Genomic DNA, 24,739 nt, shown 5'->3' with positions numbered 1-24,739 from the left:
GATCACATCCGGAAGACGCCGTAGTTGACATCGGACAGGGGCGCGTTCGCCGCGGTCGAGAGCGCGAGGCCGAGCACCGTGCGGGTGTCCGCCGGGTCGATCACGCCGTCGTCCCACAGCCGCGCGGTGGAGTAGTACGGGCTGCCCTGGGCTTCGTACTGCTCGCGGATCGGGTCCTTGAACGCTTCTTCGTCCTCGGTGGACCACTCGCCGCCGCGGGCTTCGATCGAGTCGCGGCGGACCGTCGAGAGCACCGACGCCGCCTGCTCTCCGCCCATCACCGAGATCCGCGCGTTCGGCCACATCCACAGGAAGCGCGGCGAGTACGCCCGGCCGCACATCGAGTAGTTGCCGGCACCGAACGAGCCGCCGATAACGACCGTTAACTTCGGCACGCGGGCGCAGGCCACCGCGGTGACCATCTTCGCGCCGTGCTTGGCGATGCCGCCGGCTTCGTACGCGCGCCCGACCATGAACCCGGTGATGTTCTGCAGGAACAGCAGCGGGATCGAGCGCTTGTCGCACAGCTCGATGAAGTGCGCGCCCTTCATCGCGGACTCGGCGAACAGCACGCCGTTGTTCGCGACGATGCCCACCGGGTGGCCGTGGATCCGGGCGAAGCCGGTGACCAGCGTGGCGCCGTACTCCTTCTTGAACTCACCGAACCGGCTGCCGTCGACGATCCGCGCGATCACCTCCCTTACGTCGTAAGGTGTGCGCGGGTCGGTCGGGACGACGCCGTACAGCTCCGCGGGGTCGACGGCCGGCGCTTCGGTCGGCAGCACGTCCCACGGACGCGGCGCGCGCGGCCCGAGCGTGGACACGATGGACCGGACGATCCGCAGCGCGTGCGCGTCGTCGTCGGCCAGGTGGTCGGTGACGCCGGACTGGCGCGAGTGGACGTCGCCGCCGCCAAGTTCCTCCGCCGTGACGACCTCGCCGGTCGCGGCCTTCACCAGCGGCGGGCCGCCGAGGAAGATCGTGCCCTGGTTCCGGACGATCACGGCCTCGTCGCTCATCGCCGGGACGTACGCGCCGCCCGCCGTGCACGAGCCGAGCACCGCGGCGATCTGCGGGATGCCGCGCGCGGACATCGTCGCCTGGTTGTAGAAGATGCGGCCGAAGTGTTCACGATCCGGGAAGACCTCGTCCTGCCGTGGCAGGAACGCGCCGCCGGAGTCCACCAGGTAGACGCACGGCAGGTTGTTGTGGAGGGCGACCTCCTGCGCGCGCAGGTGCTTCTTCACCGTCATCGGGTAGTACGTGCCGCCCTTGACGGTGGCGTCGTTCGCGACGACCACGCACTCGCGCCCCGAGACGCGCCCGACCCCGGTGATGATCCCGGCGGACGGCGCTTCGTCGTCGTACAGTCCGTTCGCGGCCAGCGGCGACAGTTCCAGGAACGGCGAACCCGGGTCCAGCAGCGTGTCGACGCGGTCGCGCGGGAGCAGCTTGCCGCGCTCGACGTGCCGGGTGCGCGCCTTCTCGGGCCCGCCCAGCCGGGCGCTCCCCAAACGTTTGCGGAGGTCCTCGACCAGCTCCGCGTGCGACGTCGCGTTGCGGGTGTAGGCCTCGCTGTCCGGGGCCGCAGTCGTCCCCAGTGCCGGCGTGTCCATGGGCTCCCTCGAAGTTAGCGGTCGTTAACCTCCGCTCCGATGTTAGCGACCGCTAACGTGGGTTGTCCAGTCGCCGGAATGCCGTGAAGGCCACCTCGAGGAAGCGGGGGCTTCCTCGAGGTGGCCTTCACGAACTCGCGGGGAAGATCAGCCGATCGCGGCACGCAGCGGCGTGTAGTAGCCGCCGGACTGCCCGGCCACGGTCGGGTGGTACGACTCGATCACCGGCCAGGTCAGGCTGTGCAGGTAGTCGTCGGCCGAGGAGCAGATGTTGTGCCCGACGAACGACGAGCGGACGTCGACGAAGGTCGCGCCCGCCGAAGCCGCGCGCGACTGGATCACCGACGCCAGCGTGTCGGCGCCGGAGTTGATCGCCGAGCGCTTGGTGTCGCTCAGCCCCACCCAGCAGGAGCCGGGCACGGTGTAGAAGCGCGGGTAGGACAGGACGACGAGCTTGGCGCCCGGCGCCTTGGCCTTGATCGCGTTGTAGGTGTTCGTCAGCAGCGGCGGCAGCGTGTTGTTGACGTAGGTCTTCGCCGTGTTGACCCGGTTGGTGCAGTCCGAGTCGCTGCCGAGCGTGCAGGTCTGGATCACGTCGCTGAAGCCGGCGTCGTTGCCGCCCACGGTGACGGTGACCAGGGTCGCGTTGGACGGGATGGAGTTCGCCTGGCTGATGACGTCACCCGTGCGGGCGCCGGAGCAGGCCAGGAACGTGAACGAGGTGCCGCTGTGAGCGTTGGCCCAGAGCTGCGGGTACGCCTTCGAGCTGCGGTAGCAGCTGCCGGAACTGCCGTAGCTGCCGGCTCCGACCCCCGAGGAGTAGGAGTCGCCGACCGCGGCGTAAACGGTCCCGGCGGCCTGGGCGAGGCCCGTCACACCGAGAGAAGCGAGGACGACGGCCCCCAGGGCCGTGCTCAACCGTAGGAAGAATCGACGTGACTTGCGGGCGGGAACAGCCATGGGGTCACTCCTTTGTGACAGAGCCAGCCCGAATAGGACAGCAGGTGGAAGCCCCACAAGGAACCCCTAGTTACCCGTAGGTAACCCACTCGGCTTACATCGGAAGGAGGGAACGGGTGTTAGCGGTCGCTAACTTGGGGCCTTAATATGGCCGGATGCCGGCGAACCCCACTCCGCTCGTGAACGGCGAGAAGGCGAACAGACGCGAACAGATCATGTCCGCGGCCGCCGAGCTGTTCGCCCACCACGGCTTCCACGGCGTCGGCATCGACGACATCGGGGCCGCGGTCGGCATCTCCGGTCCGGCGCTCTACCGGCACTTCCGCAGCAAGGACGCGATCCTCGGCGAGATGCTGAACTCGATCAGCCGCTACCTGCTCGACGGCGGCACGAAGTGGGCCGCCCGGCCGGGCACGCCGGACGACACGCTGGCCGGCCTCGTGGCGTTCCACGTCGGCTTCGCGCTCAACCACCCGGCGCTGATCACCGTCCAGGAGCGCAACCTCGCGAACCTCACCGACGCCGACCGCAAGCAGGTGCGCGCGCTGCAGCGCCAGTACGTCGAGGTGTGGGTCAGCGCGATCCGCGAAGCGATGCCGGATCTGGGAGAACGACAGGCGCGGTCGGCGGCACACGCCGTGTTCGGATTGATCAACTCGACCCCGTACAACCGCCATCTCGGTGACGGCGAGCTCGCCGAGCTGCTCTCCCGGCTCGCGCTGGGTGCCCTTCGCGCGGTGGGATGACCGTCCCGGATCAAGGTATCCCCACAAGGGGCGCGGCTGGTGTTTGATGGGGCACGTGGAAGCGGACTGGAACGAGCAAAAGCTCGTCGAGAAGGCACAGCGCGCACTGACCGCGTTGAGCCTCGGCGACGATGCGGAAGCCCTCGTCGAGGTCGCCCCGACGGCCGCCGAGCCGCAGGCCCGCGCGGACGAGACCAAGGCGCTGATGCTGCTGTTGTTCGGCGAGTGCAGCGCGATGGTCGCCACCCTGGGCGACGGCGGCAGCGCGCCGGTCAAGGTCCAGGTCTTCGACGAGGACGGTGAAGAGGTCTCGATCGACCAGGCCGACCCGCCGGTGCGGACCGCGGTGCGGACGCTGCTCGCGGAGGTGCACGGCAACACGGAGGCGGCGCAGGAACAGGTGGAGATCGCACTGGCCAACGCGGCCCCGGACGAGGTCGACAGCCTGGTGCTGCAGGCGCTGCGCTGGACGATCCGGCTGTCGGTCGAGTGCCTGGACCGCGACCTGCCGGTGGCTCCCTGGATCTCGGAAGCGGTCTCGGACTAGGCGCGGAGGCCGTCGACGATCACCGCCACGATCCGGGGTGCCCGCTCGTCCCACTCGGCTTCCGGGATCCGTGACAGCGCTCCGAGGAGCAGGATGACGTCGGCGGCGTCGACCCCGGCGCGGATCTCCCCGGCGGCCTTTCCCCGGTCCAGCAGCGTTTCGAGCGCTTCGTCGAGCCGGTGGTGCTGGCCGGAGTAGAGGTCCTGCCACGCCGGCACCTCGATCGCCGCCATCACGCCGCGTTTGACGCGCGCGTACTCGACCAGCCGCTCCAGCCAGCGGGACAGCGCGCCGAGCGGGGAATGCTCCGCCAGCAACGGCGCCACCGTGTCGACGAGCTGGGTCAGCTCGGCCCGGTAGACCTCCGCCAGCAGGTGCTCGCGCGTCGGGAAGTGCCGGTAGAGCGTGCCCTGCCCGACGCCCGCGGCCTTGGCGACCCGGTGCAGCTTCAGGTCGTCGACCGCGCCGTTGGACTCGCTCAGTTCCGCCCGCGCGGCCTCGACGATCCGGTCGCGGTTGGCGACGGCGTCCGAACGGCGCTCACGACCGGCCACGGCACTCTCCTCACATAAGTGGACAACTGTCCGGTAGGGTTAACCGGACAGTTGTCAGTTTAACGGAGGACCCCATGACGAACGGACTGGACAAGGTCGTCGCGATCACCGGCGCGAGCAGCGGGATCGGCGAAGCGACCGCGTGGGAACTCGCCGGCCGCGGGGCGGCGGTGGTGCTCGGCGCCCGGCGCACCGACCGGCTGGAGGCGCTCGCGCGAAAGATCCGCGACGATGGCGGCCGCGCGGAGGTGCTGGACGTCGACGTGACGCGGCGCGCCGATCTCGAGCGGCTCGTCACGCGAGCCGTCGACCGCTTCGGACGCCTCGACGTCCTGGTCGCCAACGCCGGTGTCGCCCGGATCGCGCCGGTGGCCGACCTCGACGTCGACGCCTGGGACGCGATGATCGACGTCAACCTCCGCGGTGTCCTGCACGGCATCGCCGCCGCGCTCCCGGTGTTCCGCGCGCAGGGCCGCGGCCACTTCGTCACGACCGTCTCGACGTCGGGACTGAAGATCGTCCCGGCCCAAGCCGTCTACGCGGGCACCAAGAACGCCGTGCGGACACTGCTGGAGGCACTGCGGCAGGAGTCCACCGACGGCGTCCTGCGCACGACGTCCATCTCGCCGGGGTTCGTGCGCACCGAACTCGTCGACCACGTCGAGGATCCCGCACAGCGCGAGCAGGCCCAGCAGGCGATGGCGGCGCTCGGCATCAGCCCCGACGCCGTCGCGCGGGCGATCGCGTTCGCCATCGAGCAGCCCGACGACGTCGAGATCGGCGACCTCACCATCCGGCCCACGCGGCAGGGCTGAGTCAAGGACGCAGCGAGCGGACGATCGGCGCCAGGTACAGCTCCGCCAGCCGGCGGCGCTGGACGTCGTCGTCGACCGGCAGAACCGTGTCCGGCGTCAGCACCAGCGACACGACGATGCGGATCAGCAGCTCGGCCATCCCGTCGACGTCCTCGGCGGGCAGGCTGAGCCGCCCGGCGGCGATCTCCGCGTGGAAGTGCGCCGCGATCCGGGCGCGCGCGGCCGCGAACAGGCCGCCGGCCTGGACGGTCAGGTGCGGCAGGATCAGCTCCGGCTCGGTGCGCAGCAGGCGGTTGAGCAGCCGGTGCCCGCGCAGGTACCCGAGGGAGAAGCTCAACCCCTCGATGAGCTTCTCCTCCGGGGTGCCCTGCGCCTCGACGACGGCGTCGACCTTCGTCAAGAACCGCTTCATCTCCCGCAGGATCAGCGCGTTGAGCAGCTGGTCCTTCTTCGGGAAGTACCGGTAGATCGTCACCCGCGAGAGCCCGACGCGGCGCGCGACGTCGTCGACGGTGAACCGCCGCAGCCCGAAGTCCTCGGCCTGGGTGAGCGCCGCGCCCATGATCCGTTCCGAGGTCTCGTCGCCGGGGAGCTCGGCTTCGAGCGCGTGCTTCAGGAGATCGCGCATGCGCCGACTTTACATCTTGACGGAGATTGTTTCATGCGTTCTAGTGTTACACGACACAGGGAGGCTCGGATGGGTGAACGCGAAGCCACCGCCGAACGGCTGCTCCGCTCGAGCGCCCGGCTCTCCTACGACCCGGACGTCGACGTCCACTGGGCCGCGCCGCTGAACGAAGACCAGTTCTTCATCCCCGAAAAGCTCGTCTCCCTCTACGGCACGCCGGTGTGGGACGCGCTGAGCCGCGAGCAGCGGATCGAGCTGTCGCGCCAGGAGCTGGTGAACACCGTCAGCGTCGGGATCTGGTTCGAGCTGATCCTCATGCAGATGCTGCTGCGCGCGTCCTACCACCAGGACCCGACGACCCGGCACGTGCACTACGCGCTGACCGAGGTCGCCGACGAATGCCGGCACTCCACGATGTTCGCCCGGCTGATCGAGCACGTCGACGGGCGGCCGTACCGCAACAACCGCTGGCTGCAGCTGTCCGCGCAGGCGCTCCCGTCGATCCTGCACGGGCCGGCGATGTGGGTGGCGACGCTGATCGGCGAAGAGATCTTCGACGCGCTGCAGCGCGAGCACCTCGACGACGAGACGGTGCAGCCGGTGGTGCGCGCGGTGATGCGGATCCACGTGACCGAGGAGGCCCGGCACGTCCGGTACGCGCGGGACGACCTGGTCCGCTCGCTGGCCGAAGCCCCTTGGTGGCGCAAGGAGTTCGCCAGGGTCGTGGTCGCGGTGGGTGCGCTGCTGATGTCCCGGCTGCTGTCGCGTCCGCGGCAGTACCTGCGCGCGGGGATCGACCCCGGCGTCGCGGTGGCCGCCGCGCGGACGAGCCCGCACCGGCGCGAGACGCTGGCCTTCGGGGCCCGCAAGCTCGTCCGGTTCCTGCGCGAGAACGACCTGATCGGCGGTCCGAGCGCAGTGCTGTGGCGCCGCGCCGGAATGCTCTAGACGAAGGGGAAGCCATGGCGCTCAAGGACCTGCTCGCCGCCGGCACCGGCCGGCTCGCCGATCGCATCGCCACCGCGGGTGACGAAGCGGGCGACCGCGCGGACGACGTCGCCTGGCGGGTGGCGAAGCTGTCCGACCGCGCCGCGGAACGGCTCGGCGACTACGCGGCCGAGACGTCGCGGCGGGTCGCGAACCGCTTGGTGCGCCTGGGAGAACGCGTCGGCGGCCGCTAGCCCAGCAGCACCTTCACCAGGCCCGCGATCTGGCCGGACTCGATGAGGAACGAGTCGTGGCCGTACGGCGAAGTCACCACCGACGCCTCCGACGTCCCCGGGATGCCCGCCGCCAGCTCTTCCGACTGGTACAGCGGGTAGAGCCGGTCGCTGTCGACGCCGCCGATCACCGCGCGGGCCGTGATCCGGCCCAGCGCCGCCGCCACGCCGCCGCGGTCGCGGCCCACGTCGTGGGTGTTCATCGACTCCGTCAGCACCAGGTAGCTGTTCGCGTCGAAGCGGCAGACCAGCTTGTCGGCGTGGTGGTCCAAATAGGACTCGACGGCGAACCGCCCGCCGCGCAACGGGTCTTCGCCGCCCTGGTAGGTCCGGCCGAACCGCTGGGCCAGTTCCGGCTCGCTGCGGTAGGTGACGTGCGCGATCCGGCGGGCGATGCCGAGGCCGGCCGCGGGTCCCGCGGACTGCGAGTAGTAGTCGCCGCCGTGGAAGAACGGGTCGCTGCGGATCGCGTGCAGCTGCGGGGCCGCCCAAGAGATCTGCTCGGCCGACGCCCGCGCGGTGGACGCCAGCACCAGCACCGAAGCCACCCGGCCGGGCAGCGAAACCGCCCACTCCAGCGCGCGCATCCCGCCCATGGAGCCGCCGACGACGGCCGCCCAGCGGTCGATGCCCAGGTGGTCGGCCAGCACCGCCTCCGAAGCGACCTGGTCCCGCACCGTCACGACCGGGAACCGGCTGCCCCACGGCCGGCCGTCGAAGTCCGACGAGGGCCCGGTCGAGCCCTGGCAGCCGCCCAGCACGTTCGGGACCACGACGAAGTACTCGTCGGTGTCCACGGCCTTCCCCGGCCCGATCAGCGCGTCCCACCAGCCCGCGTTCGGGTGCCCGGGCACGAGGGGACCGGCCGCGTGGCTGTCGCCGGTCAGCGCGTGCTCGACGAGGATCGCGTTGGACGCGTCGGAGTTCAGCGTCCCCCACGTCTCGTACGCGAGCGTGAAGGACGGCAGCACGCCACCGGCCTCCAGCGCGAGCGCGCCGGGGCCGGTGACGAACTTCCGGCGGCCTGGCGGATCACCGATCCGCCAGGCCCCGGTGACGGGGTCACCCGTCACAGTTCCGCCTTGGCCGCCCGGAATCCGGCCTCCAGGTCGGCCTTGAGGTCCTCGATCCCCTCCAGGCCGACGGCGAGCCGGACCAGGCCGGGCGTGACGCCGCTGGAGAGCTGCTCCTCCGGGTTGAGCTGGCTGTGCGTGGTCGACGCCGGGTGCACGATCAGGCTGCGGACGTCGCCGATGTTCACCAGCTGGCTGTGCAGCTCGGTGCCGTCGACGAACTTGCGGCCCGCGTCGACGCCGCCGCGCAGGTCGAACGACAGGACCGCGCCCGCGCCGCGCGGCAGGTACTTCTGCGCCGCGGAGTAGAACGGGCTCGACGGCAGGCCCGCGTAGTACACCTTCTCGACCTCGTCGCGCTGCTCCAGCCACTCGGCCAGCGCCTGCGCGTTCGAGACGTGCCGCTCGAGGCGCAGCGACAGCGTCTCGATGCCCTGCAGGATCAGGAAGCTGTTCAGCGGCGCGATCGCCGCGCCGGTGTCGCGCAGGATCTGGACGCGCGCCTTGGCCGCGTAGGCACCCGGGCCGAGCGCCTCCCAGTACTTGAGGCCGTGGTAGCTCGGGTCCGGCTCGTTGAAGCCCGGGAACTTCGCCGGATCCTTGCCGAAGTCGAACGTGCCGCCGTCGACGAGCACGCCGGCCACCGTGGTGCCGTGGCCGCCGAGGTACTTCGTCGCGGAGTGCACGACGACGTCGGCGCCGTGCTCGATCGGGCGCACCAGGTAGGGCGTCGGCACCGTGTTGTCGACGACGAGCGGGACACCGGCCTCGTGCGCGACGTCGGCGACGCCCCGGATGTCGAGGACGTTGCTGCCCGGGTTGGCCAGGGTCTCGGCGAAGAACAGCTTCGTGTTCGGCCGGACGGCGGCGCGCCACTGCTCCAGGTCGTCCTGGTCGTCGATGAAGGTGACCTCGATGCCGAGCTTCGGCAACGTGTAGTGGAAGAGGTTGTAGGTACCGCCGTAGAGCGACGGGCTCGAGACGAAGTGGTCGCCCGCGCTCGCGAGGTTGAGGATCGCCGCCGTGGTCGCGGCCGAGCCGGACGCGAACGCCAGCGCCGCGACGCCGCCTTCGAGCGCGGCGAGCCGCTGCTCCAGGACGTCCTGGGTCGGGTTCATGATCCGCGTGTAGATGTTGCCGGGCTCGGCGAGGCTGAACAGGTCGGCGCCGTGCTGGCTGTCGCGGAAGACGTACGACGTCGTCTGGTAGATGGGGGTCGCCCGCGCGCCGGTCGCCGGGTCCGGCGCGGCGCCCGCGTGGATCTGCTTGGTCTCGAAGGACCAGGCCGAGGTGTCGTCCGCGCTCATCGGTTCTCCTTGCGGCTCAAGGGCTTCAGGGGGCTGCCGGGACGAACCTACTTGGGCTGAACGGAGCACCCAACTTTTCCCACGTCCTGGGAGTACCACGCACTTGGCAAACTAATCTCTCTGTGGCTAAGATACTTTGACAGGGAGATTCACGGGCATGGAGGTAATCGGGATGGAACGGGTACAAGTGCTGGTCGTGGGGGCCGGACTGGGTGGACTGTCGGCGTCGTTGTTCCTCGCGCAGGCCGGAGTGGACGTGCTGACCGTCGAACGGCACGCCGGAACGTCGGTCCATTCGCGCGCCGCCGGGCAGAACTGGCGCACGATGGAGCTGTTCCACTGGGCGGGCATCGACCGCGAGGTGCTGGCGGTGAGCCCCCGTGCGTCACAGGGGCTGCGGATCACCGTCGCGACCAGCCTGGCCGGGCGCGTGCTGCACCGGCTCGCCGAGGACGGCAGCGAGTTCGACGTCTCGGCCTCGACCACGCTGCCCGCCGGCATGGCCGGGCAGGACGTCGTCGAGCCGATCTTGCTGGCGCACGCGGAGCAGGCGGGCGCGCGGGTCCGCTTCCGCACCGGACTCGTCGAGCTGACGCCGGACGCCGACGGCGTCACCGCGACGCTGCGGCACCGCGATTCGGGTGAAGAGACGGTGGTGCGCGCGGACTACGTCGTCGCGGCCGACGGCGGCCGCAGCGGCATCCGGGCCCGGCTCGGCATCGGGACCACCGGGATGGACGCGCTGAGCCACTGCCTCGGCGTGGTGTTCGACGCCGACCTCGGCGACCGCGTCCAGGCCGGCGTGACCGACCTGTTCTACCTGCAGCACCCCGAGTTCACGGCCGGGCTGGTCAACACCGACGTGCCGGACCGGTACGTCTTCGCGCCGGACTACTTCCCGGAGAAGGGCGAAAGCCCGGCGGACTTCACCCCCGACCGGCTGGTCGCGATGATCCGCAGCGCCACCGACCTGCCGGACCTGGACCCGAAGATCGTCTGGACGGGGTCCTGGGAGATCGCCGCGCGGCTGGCCGACCGCTTCCGGGACGGGCGGGTCTTCCTGATCGGCGACGCGGCGAAGGTGACCCCGCCGACCGGCGGGATGGGCGGTAACACGGCGGTGGGCGACGCCGCGGACATCGCGTGGAAGCTCGCCGCGGTGCTGCGCGGCGAAGCGGGGCCAGGGCTGCTCGACACCTACGAAGCCGAACGCCGTCCGATCGCGCGGATGGTCGTCGACACGTCCCTGCACAACATGAAGCAGCGCATGCACCCGGGCCTCGACGTCTCCGGGATCACGCCGGCGGAGGACCCGCTGGGCATCCTGCTCGGGTTCCGCTACCGCTCGACGGCCGTGCTGTCCGAGGAGCCCGACGACGGCGCGCGCGTCGAGGACGTGCACGCGCCGACCGGGCGGCCCGGGTTCCGCGCGCCCGGCCTGGAGTCCACTGTGGACCTGCTCGGCCGGTCGTGGGTGCTGCTCTGCGCGGGCGACGGCTCGGCGTGGACCCCGGCCGCCGCTTCGGCCGGCATCGACTGCCACGCCATCGACGGCGAATTGTTCGCTTCGCGGTACGGCCTTTCGGAGGGCGGCGCTTCGCTCGTTCGCCCGGACGGCATCGTGGCGTGGCGCGCACCGGCGCCCGTCGACGACCCGGAGACCGAACTGCGGCGCGTGCTCGACGCGGTGCTTTCGCGTCGGTCGCGCTGAACGCGTCCGTCGGCACGGCAACCCGCTGACCCCGCGGACGCGAGACTGCCGGGCCGAGAGGAGCCGGTGAGCCGCACGACGTCTGACGTCGCTCACCCCGCCGCCGGGCGGTGGGCGACGCCGGCGAAGTGCTCGTGCAGTTCCCGCACGTGCTGGGCCCAGAACAGCTGGCGCCCGCCACGGGTGCGCGGGACGGCCAGGCCCTTCCGGCTCGCGAGCCGGAAGAAGCCCGGTCCGGCGTCGTCGGCGCCGAGGTTGCGGACGAGCGCGCCGAGCAGCCGTTCGCCCGACTCCGCGTACGCCGCCTCGGAAATCCGGTCGAGCAGGTAGGCCATGCTCGCGCGGCCGGCACCGGTCGTGAAGTCGAACCCGGCCACGCCGGTGGTGCGCACGAGCGCGGCGGCGAATTCACCGTACGAGGTGGTCCGGTCCGCCACCGCCCTGGCGATCAGGATCGTCCGGCCCGCCGCGATCATCTTTTTCCATTCCGCCACGTCACGTCCGTACAACCCGATCACCTCGCGCTTTCGAAACCGGTCACCGCGAACAAGCGCGAGAGAATGCCACAAGATCGACCGGCGCTCCCACCGGGGTATACCCTTGCCCTGTAAGGAGATTCATTACCGAGTGGACAGTTCTTTTCGGTCTCCCGGCGGCGACGACAGGAATTTTCTGCTATTGCGAACATCGGGGGAACCCGCTGGGAACGCGAGCACGGGTGCCATAGAGTCGGCCACTCCTCGACCCGGAGAAGATCTTCGGGACGCCATTTCCGGAAACAGCCAGGAGTGCGGTGAGCGAAACGCGGGACCGGCCTTCGTTCGACTTCCTCGCGCGGGCGCTACGCGCCTGCCGGGCCGAGGGGACCACCGGCTCGCTCTACCTCGCGGGCCGTCCGGGCGGCGTGTTCCACCTGCGCGAAGGGGCGGTGGGCAGCCCGGGCGCGCCGGGTCCGGACGCGCTGTTGCTGCGCTCGGGCCGGATCCGGGAGGACGACTGGTCGGCCGTGCTGCGCGCCGACGGCACCGCCTCACTCGGCGACCTCCTCGGCGGCGGGATCGGCGCCGCCGAACTGCGGCTGGTCGCCACCGCGGCCGCCCAGGACAGCGCGTTCGCCGTCGTCGCGGGCACGATCCACGAGTACGCCGTCGACCGCGATCTGCTCGACGTCCCCGTCCCGGTCAGCCCGGGTCGCGACGTCGACCGGCTGCTGCCCGAAACCCGGCGGCGGATCGACGCGCCGGCGTCGCTGCCCACACCGGTTTCCCCGTACCGGGAACGGCTGGTGCCGGTCCCCGCCGCGCCGGCGACGAACCGCAGGCGGCGCGACATCGTCGCCTGCGCGAACGGCCGGCGCTGCGCTCGGGACATCGCGTTCCTGCTGGGGCGCAACGTCTTCCCGGTGACGGTCGAGGTGTCCCGGCTGGTCGGCGACGGCCCGCCCGCCGCCGTCGCGCTCCCGGCCGCGACGCGATCCCGGGGCCAGCGGCGCCGGGGCGGACCGGCGGCCGTCCGGTTGCAGGTGCTGCCCCGCTGCTCGGCCGCATCCGCGCCGGGCCGGGCCCGAACACCGACGAACCCGAGGCCCGGAGAGGAACCACACGTGGACCGTGACGCGCCGGTCACCGAGCTCAACGCGCTCCGGCGGCGGGTGAGCGGGGTCAGCGGCGGCTACCTGGCCGTCACTCCGTCTCGGCTCGATCCTCACCGCCTGCTGAACCCCGAAAACCGGAAGAAGGAGAACGGACATGCTGGGCAACGGCCAGACCATGCCGCGCTCGGCGGACATCGGCATGCTCCTCGCCGTCGCGCGCCGCGTGGTCAAGAGCGTGGAGCTCTGACCCCCTGAACGCCTACCGGGGCGGCGCGTCCGCCCGCCGCCGCCCCGGTAGGCCCCCCTTCAGCGGCGGCCGAGCACCCAGTGGAAGGTCGCCGGGCCCTCCGGCTCCTCGAGCGTCGCCGGTTCGTCCACTTCGAGCGTGAACCCGGCCGCTTCGAGCAGCCGGCGGTTCTCGGCGGACCCGTTGCTGCTGAAGAACATCGGGGTCCCCAGCCATTCGGCCTCGACACCGTTCGCTTCGCCGCGGCCGAGCGCGGCGAGGAACCGGCCGCCGGGCCGCAGCCAGCCGGCAATCCGCGCGAAGAGCGCGCCGTGTTCTTCCCGGGGCACGTGCAGGACCGAGTAGAACGCCGTGACGGCGTCGAAGCTGCCGTCCGGAAAGGACAGCCGGGTCATGTCGCCCCGCTCGAACCGCGCGCCGGGGACGTTCCGGCGGGCCAGCTCGAGCTGGGCCGCGGAAAGGTCGACACCGAGGACGTCGTGGCGCTCGGCCAGCACCGCGGTGCACGGCACGCCCGCCCCGCACCCGAGGTCGAGGACGCGGGCGCCGTCGGGGAGCCGGTCGTTCAGCTGCGCCAGCAAACGCATCCGCGGCTCGTCCTCGATCCGGGCGCTCCACTCGAGGTAGCGCTCCGCCGAGCTGTCGTAGCCGGATTCGACGATCCGCCGGGGCTCGCTCACCCCTTCGACCCTACCGAGCCGTCCACCGGTTTCTCGGCCAGAATGATCCCGTGGTGTCGGTGCGCAGCGTGGTCGACCGGGTGGGGCCGACGCTGCTCCACGCGCTCCAGGTGCCCGAGGACTCCCCCGCGGTCGCCGACGTCGTCATCGCCGAACCCGGCGGCGCGGTCACCCTGTCGGCAGGCGACCTCGTGCTCGGCGTCGCCACGACCGGTCCCGAAGACGCCGCCGAGCTCGTGCGCCAGAGCGCCGGGCAGGGCGCCGCCGCCGTGCTGCTCAAGCCGCCGGTCGCCGGGAAGCCGTCGGTTAAGCGGGCCGCGAAGGCGAGCGGGATCGCGCTGGTGCAGGTGCACGCGGCGACGTCGTGGGCGCAGCTCGTGTGGCTGCTGCGGACCGTCCTCGACGCCCTCGCCGACGAGTCCGAAGACCTCGACCCCGGCTCCGGCGACCTCTTCCGGCTCGCCGACGCCGTCGCGTCCGTCGTGGACGCCCCGGTGACCATCGAGGACACCAACTCGCGCGTGCTCGCCTACTCCGCGCGCCAGGACCTCACCGACCCCGCGCGCGTCGCCACGATCATGGGCCGCCGCATCCCCGACGACGTCCTCGCGCGGTTCCGGTCGCGCGGGGTGTTCCGCGAGCTGTCGCGCGGCCGGCAGACGATCTTCGTCCCCGCCCAGCGCGACGGCACGCTGCCGCGGCTGATCGTGCCGATCCGGATGGGCGGCGAGCTGCTCGGCTCGATGTGGGCGGTGGTCGCCGGGCCGGTGTCCGACGAGCGCGCGGCCGCGTTCGCCGACGCCGCCCCGGTCGTCGCGCTGCACCTGCTGCGGCGCCGTGCGCACACCGACGCGCAGCGCCGCGCGTCGGCCGAGCTGCTGCGCGGAGTGCTCGAAGGCCGCGCGAACCCGCGCAAGGCGATGGCCGAGCTCGACCTGTCCGACGAGCCGCACCGCGTGGTCGTCATCGAGGTCACCGGCGGCGACGGGCGCGACGCCGAGGGCCTGCGCCTCGCGCTGCTCGAACGCATCTCCCAGGGCATCGGCAGCCGCCCGGTGGCGACCGAGCTGGGCGGGCTGCTCTACGCCGTGGTCCCGGACCGGCCGGGCCCCGGCGGGTGGGCGGAACTGCGCGAGGCTCTCGTCGCGACGGGACCGTCCCGTCGCGTCGGTGCTCCGCGCGCCGCGGCGGGTGCGCCCGGCGAGATCGGCCACCTCTCGGCGTCGCGTCTGCAGGCCGACGAAGCCCTCGGGTTGCTGCGCGCGGAGCTGCTCGAAGCGCGCGTGATCACCTTCGACGAAGCCTGGACGGCGCTGACCCTGCACCGCGGTGCGACCGCGGCGGCCGGCGCGAAGGTCGCCGAGCTCGGCCCGCTGGGCGCGCTGCGCGCGCACGACGAGACCGGCAAGGCCGGCTACGTCGAGACGCTCTACGAGTGGCTGCGCCACCCCGGCGACCCGCGCGCGGCGGCGCGGGAGCTGCGCATCCACCCGAACACCCTGCGGTACCGGATGCGGAAGCTCCTGGAACTGGTCCCGCTGGACCTCGACGACCCCGACGTCCGGCTGGCGCTGATCACGCAGCTCGTGGCGCTGCGCTGGAGCTGATTGCGCCGTTCGGCCCAGTACGCGACGCATGCGCTGCTCCGCATGGATCGCGCCGATCGTCCGGATTGTGTTTTCCAGCCGAAAGGTGGTGGATTCCGGTGATCGCCTGACGCATTTTCTCTGCACCACCCGGCGCGGCCGGGTCATCGCACGAGGAGTTGTCCATGAGCAGTTCGGTCAGCAGGGCTCTCAAGCTGGGCGCGGTGTCCGCGCTGTCCCTCGTCGCCCTGGTCGTCCCGGGCGCCACCGCCGGGAGCGCCGTCGCGGCGCCGTCCGGCGACTGCTTCACCCCCACCCAGTCGGCGGACCGGAGCAAGGACGGCCACGCCGACAGCCTGTCGCCCGCCGAGGCGGCCCGCGTCGAAGCGGACATGCAGAGCAAGCTCGCCGGCAAGCGGACGGCGTTCAAGGCCGCGGCGGCGGTCTCGATCCCGGTGTACTTCCACGTGATCACGAGCGGCTCGACCGGCAACCTGCCGGCGGCCACGATCACCAAGCAGATCTCGGTGCTGAACAGCGCTTACGGCTCCAAGGGCTTCAGCTTCTCGCTGGTGAGCACCGACTACACGAACAACTCGACCTGGTACAACGGCATCACCGACGGCACCTCGGCCGAGCGCAACATGAAGAACGCGCTGCGCAAGGGCGGCAAGAACGCGCTGAACATCTACACCGCCAACCTCGGCGACGACCTGCTCGGCTGGGCGACGTTCCCGTGGAACTACAACTCGCAGCCGAAGCTGGACGGCGTCGTCATCCTCGACGAGTCCCTCCCGGGCCGCTCGGCGACGAACTACAACGAGGGCGACACGGCCACGCACGAGGTCGGCCACTGGATGGGGCTCTACCACACGTTCCAGGGCGGCTGCTCCGGTTCGGGCGACTACGTGTCCGACACCCCGGCCGAAGCGACGGCGACGTCGGGCTGCCCGACGACCAAGGACACCTGCACGGCGTCGGGCAAGGACCCGGTGCACAACTTCATGGACTACAGCTACGACAACTGCATGTACGAGTTCACCGCGGGCCAGGGCACGCGGATGAACAGCGCTTGGTCCGCTTACCGCGCCTGAACGGTTTTCCGTGCAGGGCACCTCATGGCTATCAAGTCCATGAGGTGCCCTTCACGGCACCACGGATCAGGAGCACTGTTTTGCCGCGAAGGACGATCCCACAACCTCGTAGCTGAGGTCGGTCGCGACCAGCCGCGAAGGCCGCAGGTGCACCCAGAGGGTGTCCTGGTTCTCGTGCAGGTACGCCCGGAACCGCGGATCCCACCGTTCCTCGTCCGCGCCGAGGTATCGCACCAGCTTCCGGCGCCCGCGCGGGACGTCGAACGGCCGCAAGTCCGCGTCACCGCTCGCCAGCACCTGCCGCACCACCCCGGTGTCCAGCTCGCAGACGTCCACCGCGAGCGCGATCCGCGGCCGCTCGCGAATCCGCGCCGGCAGGCGCGACCACTCGCCGCTGAGGATCCAGAACGCGCCGCCCTCCCAGAGGTACCAAGTGGGCCGGACCGTCGGGCCGTCCGTGGCCACCCGGGCGGTGAGCGGCCGGGCGAGGAACTCGTCCACGTCGAACGTGCTCATGCGACCAGCAGCGTCTTCCCCACCGTGGCGCGGGATTCCATCGCCGCGTGGGCGTCCGCCGCCTTCTCCAGCGGGAAGCGCTGGCCGATCACCGGCACCAGCCGGCCCGCCGCCGCTTCCGCCAGTGCCGACTCCGTGAACGCCCGCAGCTCCGCCGGGCTCCCGATCGAGCGCACCAGGGAAACCCCGTGCGCGGCAGCGTCCTCTTCGGACACTTCCGCCCACGAACCGCTCGCCAGCCCGTAGACCGCCATCCGCCCGCCTCGCCGCAGCGCACCGAAAGCGGCCGCGCCGATCGGGCCGCCCACGCCGTCGAAGACGACGTCGACCGGCCCCGCCTCGGACACCCAATCCGGGGCCAGGTAGTCGACCACGGCGTCCGCCCCGAGCACCCGGGCCACCTTCGCCGGACCGCCCGCCGCGCCGATCACGACCGCGCCCGCCGCCTTCGCCAGCTGGACCAGCAGGCCGCCGACACCGCCCGCCGCGGCCTCGACCAGGACTCGATCGCCGGGGCGCACGCTGGCCGCATGCACCAAGCCGGTCGCGGTGCGGCCGTCCGCGAGCACCGCCACCGCCGCGTCGAGTTCCAGGGAAGACGGCACCGGGAACACCGCCGTCGCGGCCACCGCGACGCGCTGGGCGTAGCCGCCGGAACCGCCGGTCGACGTCACCACCCGCTGCCCGGCCAGTCCCGGGTCGACGCCCTCGCCGACCGCGCTGATCACCCCGCCGACGCCGTTGCCCGGGATCACCGGCGGCGTCACCCGGAACGGCCCGGGCGCGCCCGCCCTCAGCTGCGTCTCGACGAACGTCGTGTTCACGAAGGCCACTTCGACCAGCACCTGACCGGGCCCGGCGACGGGATCCGGAGCGTCCCCGGGGACCAGCACCTCCGGGCCGCCGAACTCACGCAACCACACAGCTCTCATGCGCCCACGCTGCAACTTCAAGTGAAGTCGAAGTCAACGGTGTTGTCCGCCGAGCACCACGAACCCGGCAAAAAAATGTCCGTGCAGCACGATGACACCGCCGTCCGGGTGGCTCACCGTGAGTGGCACCACCGCACCGATTTTCGACGCAGACCGACCCAGGAGGCCGACCGTGCGTATCGCCGTTCCCCGTGAGATCAAGAGGCACGAGTACCGGGTCGCGCTGACCCCGGCCGGCGTGCACGAGCTGGTCGGGCGCGGGCACGACGTCTTCGTCGAGACCGGTGCCGGTACCGGGTCGTCCATCTCCGACGAGGAGTACGTCGCCGCCGGCGCGAAGATCCTCGCCACCGCCGACGAGACCTGGGCCGAGGGCGAGCTCGTCCTCAAGGTCAAGGAGCCCATCGCCGAGGAGTACGGCCGGCTCCGGCGCGACCAGGTCCTGTTCACCTACCTGCACATCGCCGCCGACCGCCCGCTGACCGACGCGCTGCTGGCCGCCGGCACCACCGCGATCGCCTACGAGACGGTGCAGACCGCCACCGGCGCGCTCCCGCTGCTCGCCCCGATGTCCGAGGTCGCGGGCCGGCTGGCCCCGCAGGTCGGCGCGTTCTCGCTGATGAAGCCGAGCGGCGGGCGCGGTGTCCTGCCCGGCGGCATCCCCGGCGTGCACCCGGCGCGCGTCGTCGTCATCGGCGGCGGCGTGGCCGGCCTCAACGCCGCCCGCGTCGCGCTGGGCCTCGGCTCGGACGTCGAGATCCTCGACACCAACGTCGACCGCCTCCGCCAGATCGACAACGACTTCGGCGGCCGCATCCGCACGGTGACGTCGACCCGCCTGTCGGTCGAGGAGTCCGTGCTGCAGGCCGACATGGTCATCGGCGCGGTGCTGGTGCCGGGCGCGAAGGCGCCGAAGCTCGTCTCGAACGAGCTCGTGTCGCGCATGAAGGCCGGCAGCGTGCTGGTCGACATCGCGATCGACCAGGGCGGCTGCTTCGCCGACTCGCGCCCGACCACCCACGACGAACCGACCTACACCGTGCACGAGTCGGTCTTCTACTGCGTCGCGAACATGCCGGGCGCGGTGCCCCGGACGTCGACCTACGGCCTCACCAACGTCACGCTGCCCTACGCGGTCCAGCTGGCCGAGCACGGCTGGAAGACGGCACTGCAGGCCGACGCCGCGCTCGCGAAGGGCCTCAACACCCACGACGGCGCCCTGACCAACGGCCCGGTCGCGGTCGCGCACGACCTGGTGCACACGCCGCTGGACACCGTCCTCGCCTGACCTACCTCACCCGAGCGGGTCCCTGTCGTTCCGCGGCAGGGGCCCGCTCCCCTTTCGCCACCAGCCGTCGCCCGTACGCGATGGCCGGCTGCTCGACCCACTTCCGGAGACCGCACGCGAAGAGCAGCGCCACGGCGGAGGTAGCGACCGCCTTCCCCAGCCCGGTCGGGAACAGCAGGCCGGTCACACCCGCCGCGCCCGTCTGGGCCAGGTAGAGCGCGTAGGAGCGGTCGCCGATGAACGTCAGCACGCGGCTCGAGAGCACCCTCCGCACCGGCCCCGCCGAGACCACCGCGACCAGCAGCAGCGCCGCGCCCACCGCGTAGACCGGGACGACGAACTGCCAGTTCCCGCCGAGCGCCCGCCCCAGCGGCTCGACCGACAGCTGGAGCACGCCGAACCCGAGCGCCACCAGCGTCGCCGCGGCCGGGCTGGTCAGCGGCCGCAGCACGGCGAACCCGCGCGGGTGGTGCAGCGCCAGCGCGAGCAGGCAGCCGACGACCAGCGAGCCGTAGTGCACGGACAGGCTCGCCCACTGGTGCGCGGGAGCCAGCGGCAGGACGCCGAGCACGAACCCCAGCGCGCCCGCGCCGATCAGCAGGCGCAGCGCGGTTTTGCCGGTTTTCGCGAACGACGTCAGCACGAGCAGCGCGGGCCAGACGAGGTAGAACTTCTCCTCCACGCCCAGCGACCACGACGTCGGGTACGGCGTGTTGAAGTCGACGACTTCGTTGAGGAACGTCAGGTAGTACGGCATCGCGTCGGCGAGCCGGCTGCTCCCGTACGTCCCGGCGAGCGTCACCGCCAGCGCCGTCAGGCCGAGCAGCAGGAAGTACACCGGCATGATCCGGAAGACGCGGCGGAGGTAGAAGTCGCGCACCGAGATCCGGCCCGTGCGGTCTTCTTCGCGCAACGCCAGCGTCGTGATCAGGAACCCGGACAGCACGAAGAACAGCTGGACGGCGATCCAGCCCTGCAGCCGGTCGAGCGCCGGGCCGCCGTAGTGGAAGAACACGACGGCCAGTGCGGCGAGCGCGCGCACGCCGGTCAGGCCGGGGAACCACGACGACGACCGGTACGCGGCGTGGTCGAGGGGCCGCCAAGAGATGATCATGCGCGCAGCGTCGGCCGCGGACGCTGAACGGGACCTGAAGCGAGCTTAAGACGTCTTCAGCTCCGGGAGCGTGACGACGAACCGGCTGCCCGCTTCGGCCACGGCCGTGCCACCGTGGGCGCGGGCGATGTCGGCCACGATGGCCAGGCCCAGCCCGGACCCGCCGTCGTCGCGGGCACGGGCGTCGTCGAGGCGGACGAAGCGGTCGAAGACGCGCTCGCGGTCCGCTTCCGGGATGCCGGGCCCGTCGTCGGTGACCGTCAGCACGACCTGTCCGTCCACAGCGGACACCGCGACGACGACCCGGGACACCGCGTGCCGCTCGGCGTTGTCGACGAGGTTGCGGACGAGCCGTTCCAGCCGCGACCGGTGCCCGCGCACCACCGGCGTCCCGCTGACTTCGACGTCGGCGCGCCCGGCCGCGACGGTTTCGGCCACTTCGGACAGTGCCACCGGTTCGAGCCGGGCCGGGCCGGCGTGGTCGAGCTTGCCCAGCAGCACGAGGTCGGCGACGAGGTCCTGCAGCCGGGTGATGTCGAGCAGCGCGTTCTCGCAGGTGTCCCGCCAGTCGAGCCGGTCCGGGTGCGCGAGGAGGACCTCGAGCTGGGTCCGCAGCGAAGCGAGCGGGGTGCGCAGTTCGTGCGACGCGTCGGCGGTGAACCGGCTCTGCCGGGTGACGGCCTCGTCGAGCCGCGCGAGCATGGTGTTCATGGTCCCGGCGAGACGTGCGATCTCGTCGCCGGTGCCCGGTTCCGGCACCCGGCGGCCCAGGTCGTGCGCGCCGATCTCGGCGACCTCGCCGCGGATGGCCTCGACCGGCCGCAGCGACCGGCGGACGGCGAGCCACGCGATGACGCCGATGAGCAGCGCGACCGCGGGAACGCCGGCGGTGAGCACGGTCCGGACGGAGTCGACGGCCGCCTGGCCCTCGGCGTCGATCTCCACGCCGGCGAAGACGTCGTACTTGCTGTCCCCGCTGACGGCGTGGACGACGTGCACGGTGAGGGTTTCGTCGAGGTCGCGCAATTCGGGAGCGCACCCGACGGAGGCCTGGTCGCTCCGGACGATCTCGTACGGCCGGAGCGTGACATCGGTGTCGAACGCGGCGAGCGTGGCCCCGTCCAGGACCGGGCAGGAGACGAGCCGCCTACCGGCGCGATCGGTGACCTCGTAGATCGAATCGCGCACGAGCAGGGTCAGGCCGGCCGGCTCGGCACCGGTGTTCAGCAGCTGGACGATCGCGTCGGCGTGGGCGTCGGCGAGCTGCGCGGCGGCGTTCCGGAGCCGGCTCTCCGCCTGCAGCACGAACCACACGGAAACCGCCCCGAGCGCCACGACCGACGCGGCGAACGCCGTGAGCGCGACGCGGAAGCGGGTCGAGCGGAGGAACCTAGGCACCCGCGGTCACCACGAGGTAGCCGGCGCCGCGGACGGTCCGGATGGTTTCGGCGCCGAGCTTGCGCCGCAGCGCGCTGACGTGCACCTCGACGAGGTTGGCGGTCGCGGCCGCGGCGAAGTCCCAGAGGTTGTCGAGCAGTTCGGCTTTGGTGACCACCTGTCCCGGCCGCTGCACCAGGTAGGCGAGCAGGGCGAACTCCTTGGTGGTGAGCGCGATGTCGGCCCCGCCGCGCCGGCAGGTCCGGGCGGCCTGGTCGAGCTCGAGGTCCCCCAGCCTGAGGACCCCCGGCCGGGTGGCGCCGCCCCGCCGGATGAGCGCCCGCAGCCGCGAGAGCAGGACACCGTAGGAAAAGGGCTTGGGCAGGAAGTCGTCGGCACCGGTGTCGAGCGCCTCGATCTCGTCGTCCTCCCCGTCCTTGGCGGTGAGCATGAGGATCGGCGTGCTGTTCCCCTGTTCCCGCAGCCGCCGGCAGACGCGGTAGCCGTTCAGCCCCGGCAGCATGATGTCCAGGACGATGGCGGAGTAGGGGTGTTCCCCGGCGAGCCAGAGCGCGTCCCGCCCGTTGTGCGCGACGTCGACGGCGTACCCCTCGGCGCTCAGCCCGGCCCGCAGCGCCTCGGCGAGCCGCCGCTCATCCTCGACGAGCAAGATCCGCATCGCGCCACGATGCCACAGGGAAGAGGGCCGACACCGGGAAGCCGCGCGTACCACACCGCGACTCGACCCGGACGCGGCAACGCCGGGAAGCCGCGCGTGCCGCACCGCGACTCGACCCGGACGCGGCAACGCCGGGAAGCCGCGCGTGCCGCACCGTGGGGGGTCCGGGGGCTCGGCCCCCGGGCAAAAGGACGAAGTCGCGCGACGGAGCGAAGCCCGGAGCAGAGACGAAGGGGCGACCCGCTCAACCAGCCTGGGGGTCACTGGGAGCGGGCCGCCGATACCCAGCTTAGAGGTCTTTGCACGACTTCGCTGCACCGGGTCGCCAAGTCGAACGAAATGTTTACCAACTTGATCTGTCGCGCTCGGCAAACCCTCAGGTCACGCACATCGCCGGTTGCGGAACGTGACGAAGGTCGCTCCCGGCCGGTTCGGCAGTTCCGTGCGCGCGAGCGGCGGCGGTAGGGCAGGATGACGCCGCATCAGCGGGGAACGTTAGGGGACGGTATGCACGACGGCAGTGGCCGGATTGTGGTGCAGAACCTGAGCAAGCAGTTCGGCGCGGTGAACGCGGTGCAGAACCTCAGCTTCACGGTCGAACCGGGGTCGGTGACGGGCTTCCTCGGCCCGAACGGCGCCGGCAAGACGACGACGTTGCGCATGCTGCTCGGGTTGGTGACGCCCACGTCGGGGACGGCGACGATCAACGGCCGTCCGCACTCGCAGCTGGGGAATCCGGCGCGGGTGGTCGGCTCGGTTTTGGAAAACGAAGGTTTCCACCCGGGCCGCACGGCCCGGAACCACCTTCGGGTGTACGCCGCGGCGATCGGCGTGCCGGACCAGCGCGCGGACGAGGTGCTCGGCCTGGTGGGCCTGGGCAGCGCCGCGGACCGGAAGGCGGGCGGGTTCTCGCTCGGCATGCGGCAGCGGCTGGCGCTGGCCACCGCGCTGCTCGGCGACCCGCAGGTGCTGGTGCTGGACGAGCCGACGAACGGCCTCGACCCCGAAGGCATCCTGTGGCTGCGGAACTTCCTCCGCTCGTACGCGCGCGAGCAGCGGCGGACCGTGCTGGTGTCGAGCCACCTGCTCAACGAGGTCGAGCAGCTGATCGACCAGGTCGTGATCATCAGCCAGGGCGTCACGCGCTACTTCGGCCCGCTGGAGCAGCTGCGCAAGAGCCAGCAGTCGCGGGTGCTGGTGCAGCCGGCGGACCCGTCGGCGCTCGTGAAGGCGTTGCAGGAGAACGGCATCACCGGCGTTTCGCCGACTCCGGACGGCCGGGTCGCGGTCGCCGGGTCGAGCGTCCAGCAGATCGGTGACATCGCGGCGAAGGCCGGCATCGCGGTCTACGGGATGCAGGAGGACCACGCCGACCTGGAGCGGATGTTCTTCCAGCTGACCCAAGGCCAGTACGCCGGCGCGCCGGGTTACCCGCCGCAGCCGCAGTACCAGGGCCCGCCGCCCGGGTACCCGCCGCAGCAGTACCCGCCTTCGGGCCCGCAGCAGCAACAGCAACAGCAGCACTGGGGAGGACCGCAGCAGTGATGGGCAACCTGATCAAAGCGGAGTTCCGCAAGACGCTGTCGCTGAACACGTGGTGGGTGCTGCTGATCCCGCTGGCGCTGGTGGCGTTCTGGCTGACCTTCGTCTGGGGCAAGATCACCAACGACTTCGCGGACTTCATCGGCTCGAGCGACGCGCGCGAGGTCGCGGGCGCGGTCGGCCTGGACGCGAGCAAGCTGCCGGTCGGGCTGCTGGCGTTCGCGCACGGCGTGAACATCGCGCAGCTCATCCCCGGCCTGTTCGGCGTCTTCGCGCTGGCGGGCGAGTACCGCAGCAAGACGATCACGACGACGTTCCTGACCGCGCCGAACCGGATCACGGCGCTGACCGCGAAGATGCTCACCTACGTGGCGTGGGGCGCGATCTACGGCCTGGTGAGCTTCGGCGTCTCGGCGGTCGCGGTGATGGCGTCGGTCGACTCCGGCCGGTGGCCCAGCGCGGGCCAGTGGCTGGCCGCGCTCGGCGGGACGATCCTGGCCTCGGTGCTGGTGACGCTGTTCGGCATCGGGTTCGGCGCGGTGCTGCGCAGCGTGCCGCTGGCCGTGGTGCTGTTCCTGGTGTGGTTCCTGATCGTGGAGAACGTGCTGGTCATCGCGCTCTGGGGCCCGGTCGACATCCTGGGCGGGATCCTGCCGAACGGCACCGCGAACGGGATCGTGGGCGGGATCGCGGCGGACGCCTTCGGGATCAACACGCTGAACCTGCCGGGCGGCGTCGACCACTGGTCGCAGCTGGGCCTGCAGCTCGCGGCGGGTGCGCCGGGCGTGATCTCGTGGTGGGCGTCGGCGCTGATCTTCTTCGCCTGGACCATGCTCTTCTTCGGCCTCGGCTGGCTGGGCAACCAGAAGCGAGACATCACCTAGGTTTCACCCGTCCGTGAAGGCCACCCCGA

At 71.5% G+C, this 24,739-nt stretch carries 25 protein-coding genes; 12 read left to right on the top strand and 13 right to left on the bottom strand.

The genetic code is table 11. From position 1 onward, the window contains the following. Positions 1 to 2 precede the first annotated feature (2 nt). Both AB0B33_RS00870 and AB0B33_RS00865 read right to left on the bottom strand, forming a co-directional pair. Positions 3 to 1,616: a carboxyl transferase domain-containing protein gene (locus tag AB0B33_RS00870; RefSeq protein WP_360765174.1), complete on the bottom strand. Its 1,614-nt coding sequence runs from the start codon at positions 1,614 to 1,616 to the stop codon at positions 3 to 5. A gap of 147 nt (positions 1,617 to 1,763) precedes the next feature. Beyond that, positions 1,764 to 2,576, bottom strand: coding sequence for an SGNH/GDSL hydrolase family protein (locus tag AB0B33_RS00865; RefSeq protein ID WP_360765171.1), 813 nt, complete (start codon positions 2,574 to 2,576; stop codon positions 1,764 to 1,766). A gap of 155 nt (positions 2,577 to 2,731) precedes the next feature. Between AB0B33_RS00865 and AB0B33_RS00860 the strand changes: the two genes are divergently transcribed. Together AB0B33_RS00860 and AB0B33_RS00855 are read left to right on the top strand one after the other, a co-directional pair. Then, a complete protein-coding gene (locus AB0B33_RS00860; protein ID WP_360765169.1) occupies positions 2,732 to 3,322 on the top strand; it encodes a TetR/AcrR family transcriptional regulator in 591 nt (196 codons plus the stop codon). A 46-nt stretch (positions 3,323 to 3,368) separates the two neighbouring features. After that, positions 3,369 to 3,869, top strand: a complete 501-nt coding sequence (locus AB0B33_RS00855; RefSeq protein ID WP_360765165.1) for a hypothetical protein — start codon at positions 3,369 to 3,371, stop codon at positions 3,867 to 3,869. On the opposite strand, the gene AB0B33_RS00850 is transcribed toward AB0B33_RS00855, so the two are convergent. Beyond that, positions 3,866 to 4,423, bottom strand: a complete 558-nt coding sequence (locus AB0B33_RS00850) for a TetR/AcrR family transcriptional regulator (RefSeq protein ID WP_247018932.1) — start codon at positions 4,421 to 4,423, stop codon at positions 3,866 to 3,868. The genes AB0B33_RS00855 and AB0B33_RS00850 overlap by 4 nt on opposite strands. Positions 4,424 to 4,497: 74 nt before the next feature. On the opposite strand from AB0B33_RS00850, the gene AB0B33_RS00845 reads away from it, so the two are divergent. Beyond that, the gene (locus AB0B33_RS00845) at positions 4,498 to 5,238 is read left to right on the top strand and encodes an SDR family oxidoreductase (RefSeq protein ID WP_360765162.1); all 741 of its coding nucleotides are present in this window, start codon (positions 4,498 to 4,500) and stop codon (positions 5,236 to 5,238) included. A gap of 1 nt (position 5,239) precedes the next feature. On the opposite strand, the gene AB0B33_RS00840 is transcribed toward AB0B33_RS00845, so the two are convergent. Beyond that, positions 5,240 to 5,866 (bottom strand): helix-turn-helix domain-containing protein, encoded by a 627-nt coding sequence (locus tag AB0B33_RS00840; RefSeq protein WP_360765159.1) that lies wholly within the window; start codon positions 5,864 to 5,866, stop codon positions 5,240 to 5,242. 69 nt (positions 5,867 to 5,935) lie between these two features. On the opposite strand from AB0B33_RS00840, the gene AB0B33_RS00835 reads away from it, so the two are divergent. Further along, a complete protein-coding gene (locus tag AB0B33_RS00835; RefSeq protein ID WP_360765157.1) occupies positions 5,936 to 6,814 on the top strand; it encodes a diiron oxygenase in 879 nt (292 codons plus the stop codon). Positions 6,815 to 6,828: 14 nt separating this feature from the next. Then, the gene (locus AB0B33_RS00830; protein WP_247018925.1) at positions 6,829 to 7,047 is read left to right on the top strand and encodes a hypothetical protein; all 219 of its coding nucleotides are present in this window, start codon (positions 6,829 to 6,831) and stop codon (positions 7,045 to 7,047) included. Here AB0B33_RS00830 and AB0B33_RS00825 read toward each other — a convergent pair. Beyond that, positions 7,044 to 8,159, bottom strand: a complete 1,116-nt coding sequence (locus tag AB0B33_RS00825) for a homoserine O-acetyltransferase (RefSeq protein ID WP_360765153.1) — start codon at positions 8,157 to 8,159, stop codon at positions 7,044 to 7,046. The genes AB0B33_RS00830 and AB0B33_RS00825 overlap by 4 nt on opposite strands. Continuing rightward, positions 8,156 to 9,466, bottom strand: coding sequence for a bifunctional o-acetylhomoserine/o-acetylserine sulfhydrylase (locus AB0B33_RS00820; protein WP_247018923.1), 1,311 nt, complete (start codon positions 9,464 to 9,466; stop codon positions 8,156 to 8,158). Before AB0B33_RS00820 ends, AB0B33_RS00825 begins: the two co-directional genes overlap by 4 nt. A gap of 172 nt (positions 9,467 to 9,638) precedes the next feature. Here AB0B33_RS00820 and rdmE point away from each other — a divergent pair, with 172 nt between their 5' ends. After that, a complete protein-coding gene (rdmE, locus tag AB0B33_RS00815) occupies positions 9,639 to 11,177 on the top strand; it encodes an aklavinone 12-hydroxylase RdmE (RefSeq protein WP_360765151.1) in 1,539 nt (512 codons plus the stop codon). Positions 11,178 to 11,269: 92 nt separating this feature from the next. Here the strand turns inward: rdmE and AB0B33_RS00810 are convergent, their stop codons facing one another. Continuing rightward, the gene (locus AB0B33_RS00810) at positions 11,270 to 11,671 is read right to left on the bottom strand and encodes a hypothetical protein (RefSeq protein ID WP_360765149.1); all 402 of its coding nucleotides are present in this window, start codon (positions 11,669 to 11,671) and stop codon (positions 11,270 to 11,272) included. A gap of 299 nt (positions 11,672 to 11,970) precedes the next feature. On the opposite strand from AB0B33_RS00810, the gene AB0B33_RS00805 reads away from it, so the two are divergent. Then, entirely contained in the window at positions 11,971 to 13,026 is a 1,056-nt protein-coding gene (locus AB0B33_RS00805; protein ID WP_360765147.1) for a hypothetical protein, read from the top strand. Between the two features lie 51 nt (positions 13,027 to 13,077). Here the strand turns inward: AB0B33_RS00805 and AB0B33_RS00800 are convergent, their stop codons facing one another. Then, a complete protein-coding gene (locus AB0B33_RS00800) occupies positions 13,078 to 13,698 on the bottom strand; it encodes a class I SAM-dependent methyltransferase (RefSeq protein ID WP_247018916.1) in 621 nt (206 codons plus the stop codon). Positions 13,699 to 13,748: 50 nt separating this feature from the next. Between AB0B33_RS00800 and AB0B33_RS00795 the strand changes: the two genes are divergently transcribed. Together AB0B33_RS00795 and AB0B33_RS00790 are read left to right on the top strand one after the other, a co-directional pair. Next, positions 13,749 to 15,305, top strand: a complete 1,557-nt coding sequence (locus tag AB0B33_RS00795) for a helix-turn-helix domain-containing protein (protein WP_360765145.1) — start codon at positions 13,749 to 13,751, stop codon at positions 15,303 to 15,305. 164 nt (positions 15,306 to 15,469) lie between these two features. Next, the gene (locus AB0B33_RS00790; RefSeq protein ID WP_360765142.1) at positions 15,470 to 16,378 is read left to right on the top strand and encodes a zinc metalloprotease; all 909 of its coding nucleotides are present in this window, start codon (positions 15,470 to 15,472) and stop codon (positions 16,376 to 16,378) included. Between the two features lie 66 nt (positions 16,379 to 16,444). Here AB0B33_RS00790 and AB0B33_RS00785 read toward each other — a convergent pair whose 3' ends face one another. Beyond that, entirely contained in the window at positions 16,445 to 16,894 is a 450-nt protein-coding gene (locus tag AB0B33_RS00785) for a pyridoxamine 5'-phosphate oxidase family protein (RefSeq protein ID WP_360765139.1), read from the bottom strand. Beyond that, complete coding sequence (locus AB0B33_RS00780) at positions 16,891 to 17,826, bottom strand: zinc-binding dehydrogenase (protein ID WP_360765137.1); 936 nt, start codon at positions 17,824 to 17,826, stop codon at positions 16,891 to 16,893. Before AB0B33_RS00780 ends, AB0B33_RS00785 begins: the two co-directional genes overlap by 4 nt. Before the next feature lie 172 nt (positions 17,827 to 17,998). On the opposite strand from AB0B33_RS00780, the gene ald reads away from it, so the two are divergent. Further along, entirely contained in the window at positions 17,999 to 19,114 is a 1,116-nt protein-coding gene (gene ald, locus AB0B33_RS00775; RefSeq protein WP_360765134.1) for an alanine dehydrogenase, read from the top strand. A gap of 1 nt (position 19,115) precedes the next feature. Here ald and AB0B33_RS00770 read toward each other — a convergent pair whose 3' ends face one another. Genes AB0B33_RS00770 through AB0B33_RS00760 form a run of 3 tightly spaced genes read right to left on the bottom strand, consistent with a single transcriptional unit; the run spans position 19,116 to position 22,284 of the window. Further along, the gene (locus tag AB0B33_RS00770; protein ID WP_360765131.1) at positions 19,116 to 20,228 is read right to left on the bottom strand and encodes an acyltransferase; all 1,113 of its coding nucleotides are present in this window, start codon (positions 20,226 to 20,228) and stop codon (positions 19,116 to 19,118) included. A gap of 45 nt (positions 20,229 to 20,273) precedes the next feature. Beyond that, entirely contained in the window at positions 20,274 to 21,626 is a 1,353-nt protein-coding gene (locus AB0B33_RS00765) for an ATP-binding protein (RefSeq protein ID WP_360765129.1), read from the bottom strand. Continuing rightward, entirely contained in the window at positions 21,619 to 22,284 is a 666-nt protein-coding gene (locus AB0B33_RS00760; protein WP_360765126.1) for a response regulator transcription factor, read from the bottom strand. Before AB0B33_RS00760 ends, AB0B33_RS00765 begins: the two co-directional genes overlap by 8 nt. 507 nt (positions 22,285 to 22,791) lie before the next feature. Here AB0B33_RS00760 and AB0B33_RS00755 point away from each other — a divergent pair. Both AB0B33_RS00755 and AB0B33_RS00750 read left to right on the top strand, forming a co-directional pair. Continuing rightward, positions 22,792 to 23,829: an ABC transporter ATP-binding protein gene (locus tag AB0B33_RS00755; RefSeq protein WP_360765123.1), complete on the top strand. Its 1,038-nt coding sequence runs from the start codon at positions 22,792 to 22,794 to the stop codon at positions 23,827 to 23,829. Continuing rightward, positions 23,829 to 24,710: an ABC transporter permease gene (locus AB0B33_RS00750; RefSeq protein WP_247018898.1), complete on the top strand. Its 882-nt coding sequence runs from the start codon at positions 23,829 to 23,831 to the stop codon at positions 24,708 to 24,710. The genes AB0B33_RS00755 and AB0B33_RS00750 overlap by 1 nt, the downstream gene beginning before the upstream one ends. Positions 24,711 to 24,739: the final 29 nt, after the last annotated feature.

This window comes from Amycolatopsis sp. NPDC049159 (assembly GCF_040648295.1).
GTDB classification, from domain to species: domain Bacteria; phylum Actinomycetota; class Actinomycetes; order Mycobacteriales; family Pseudonocardiaceae; genus Amycolatopsis; species Amycolatopsis pretoriensis_A.
This window is presented reverse-complemented; position numbering and strand designations above follow the sequence as displayed.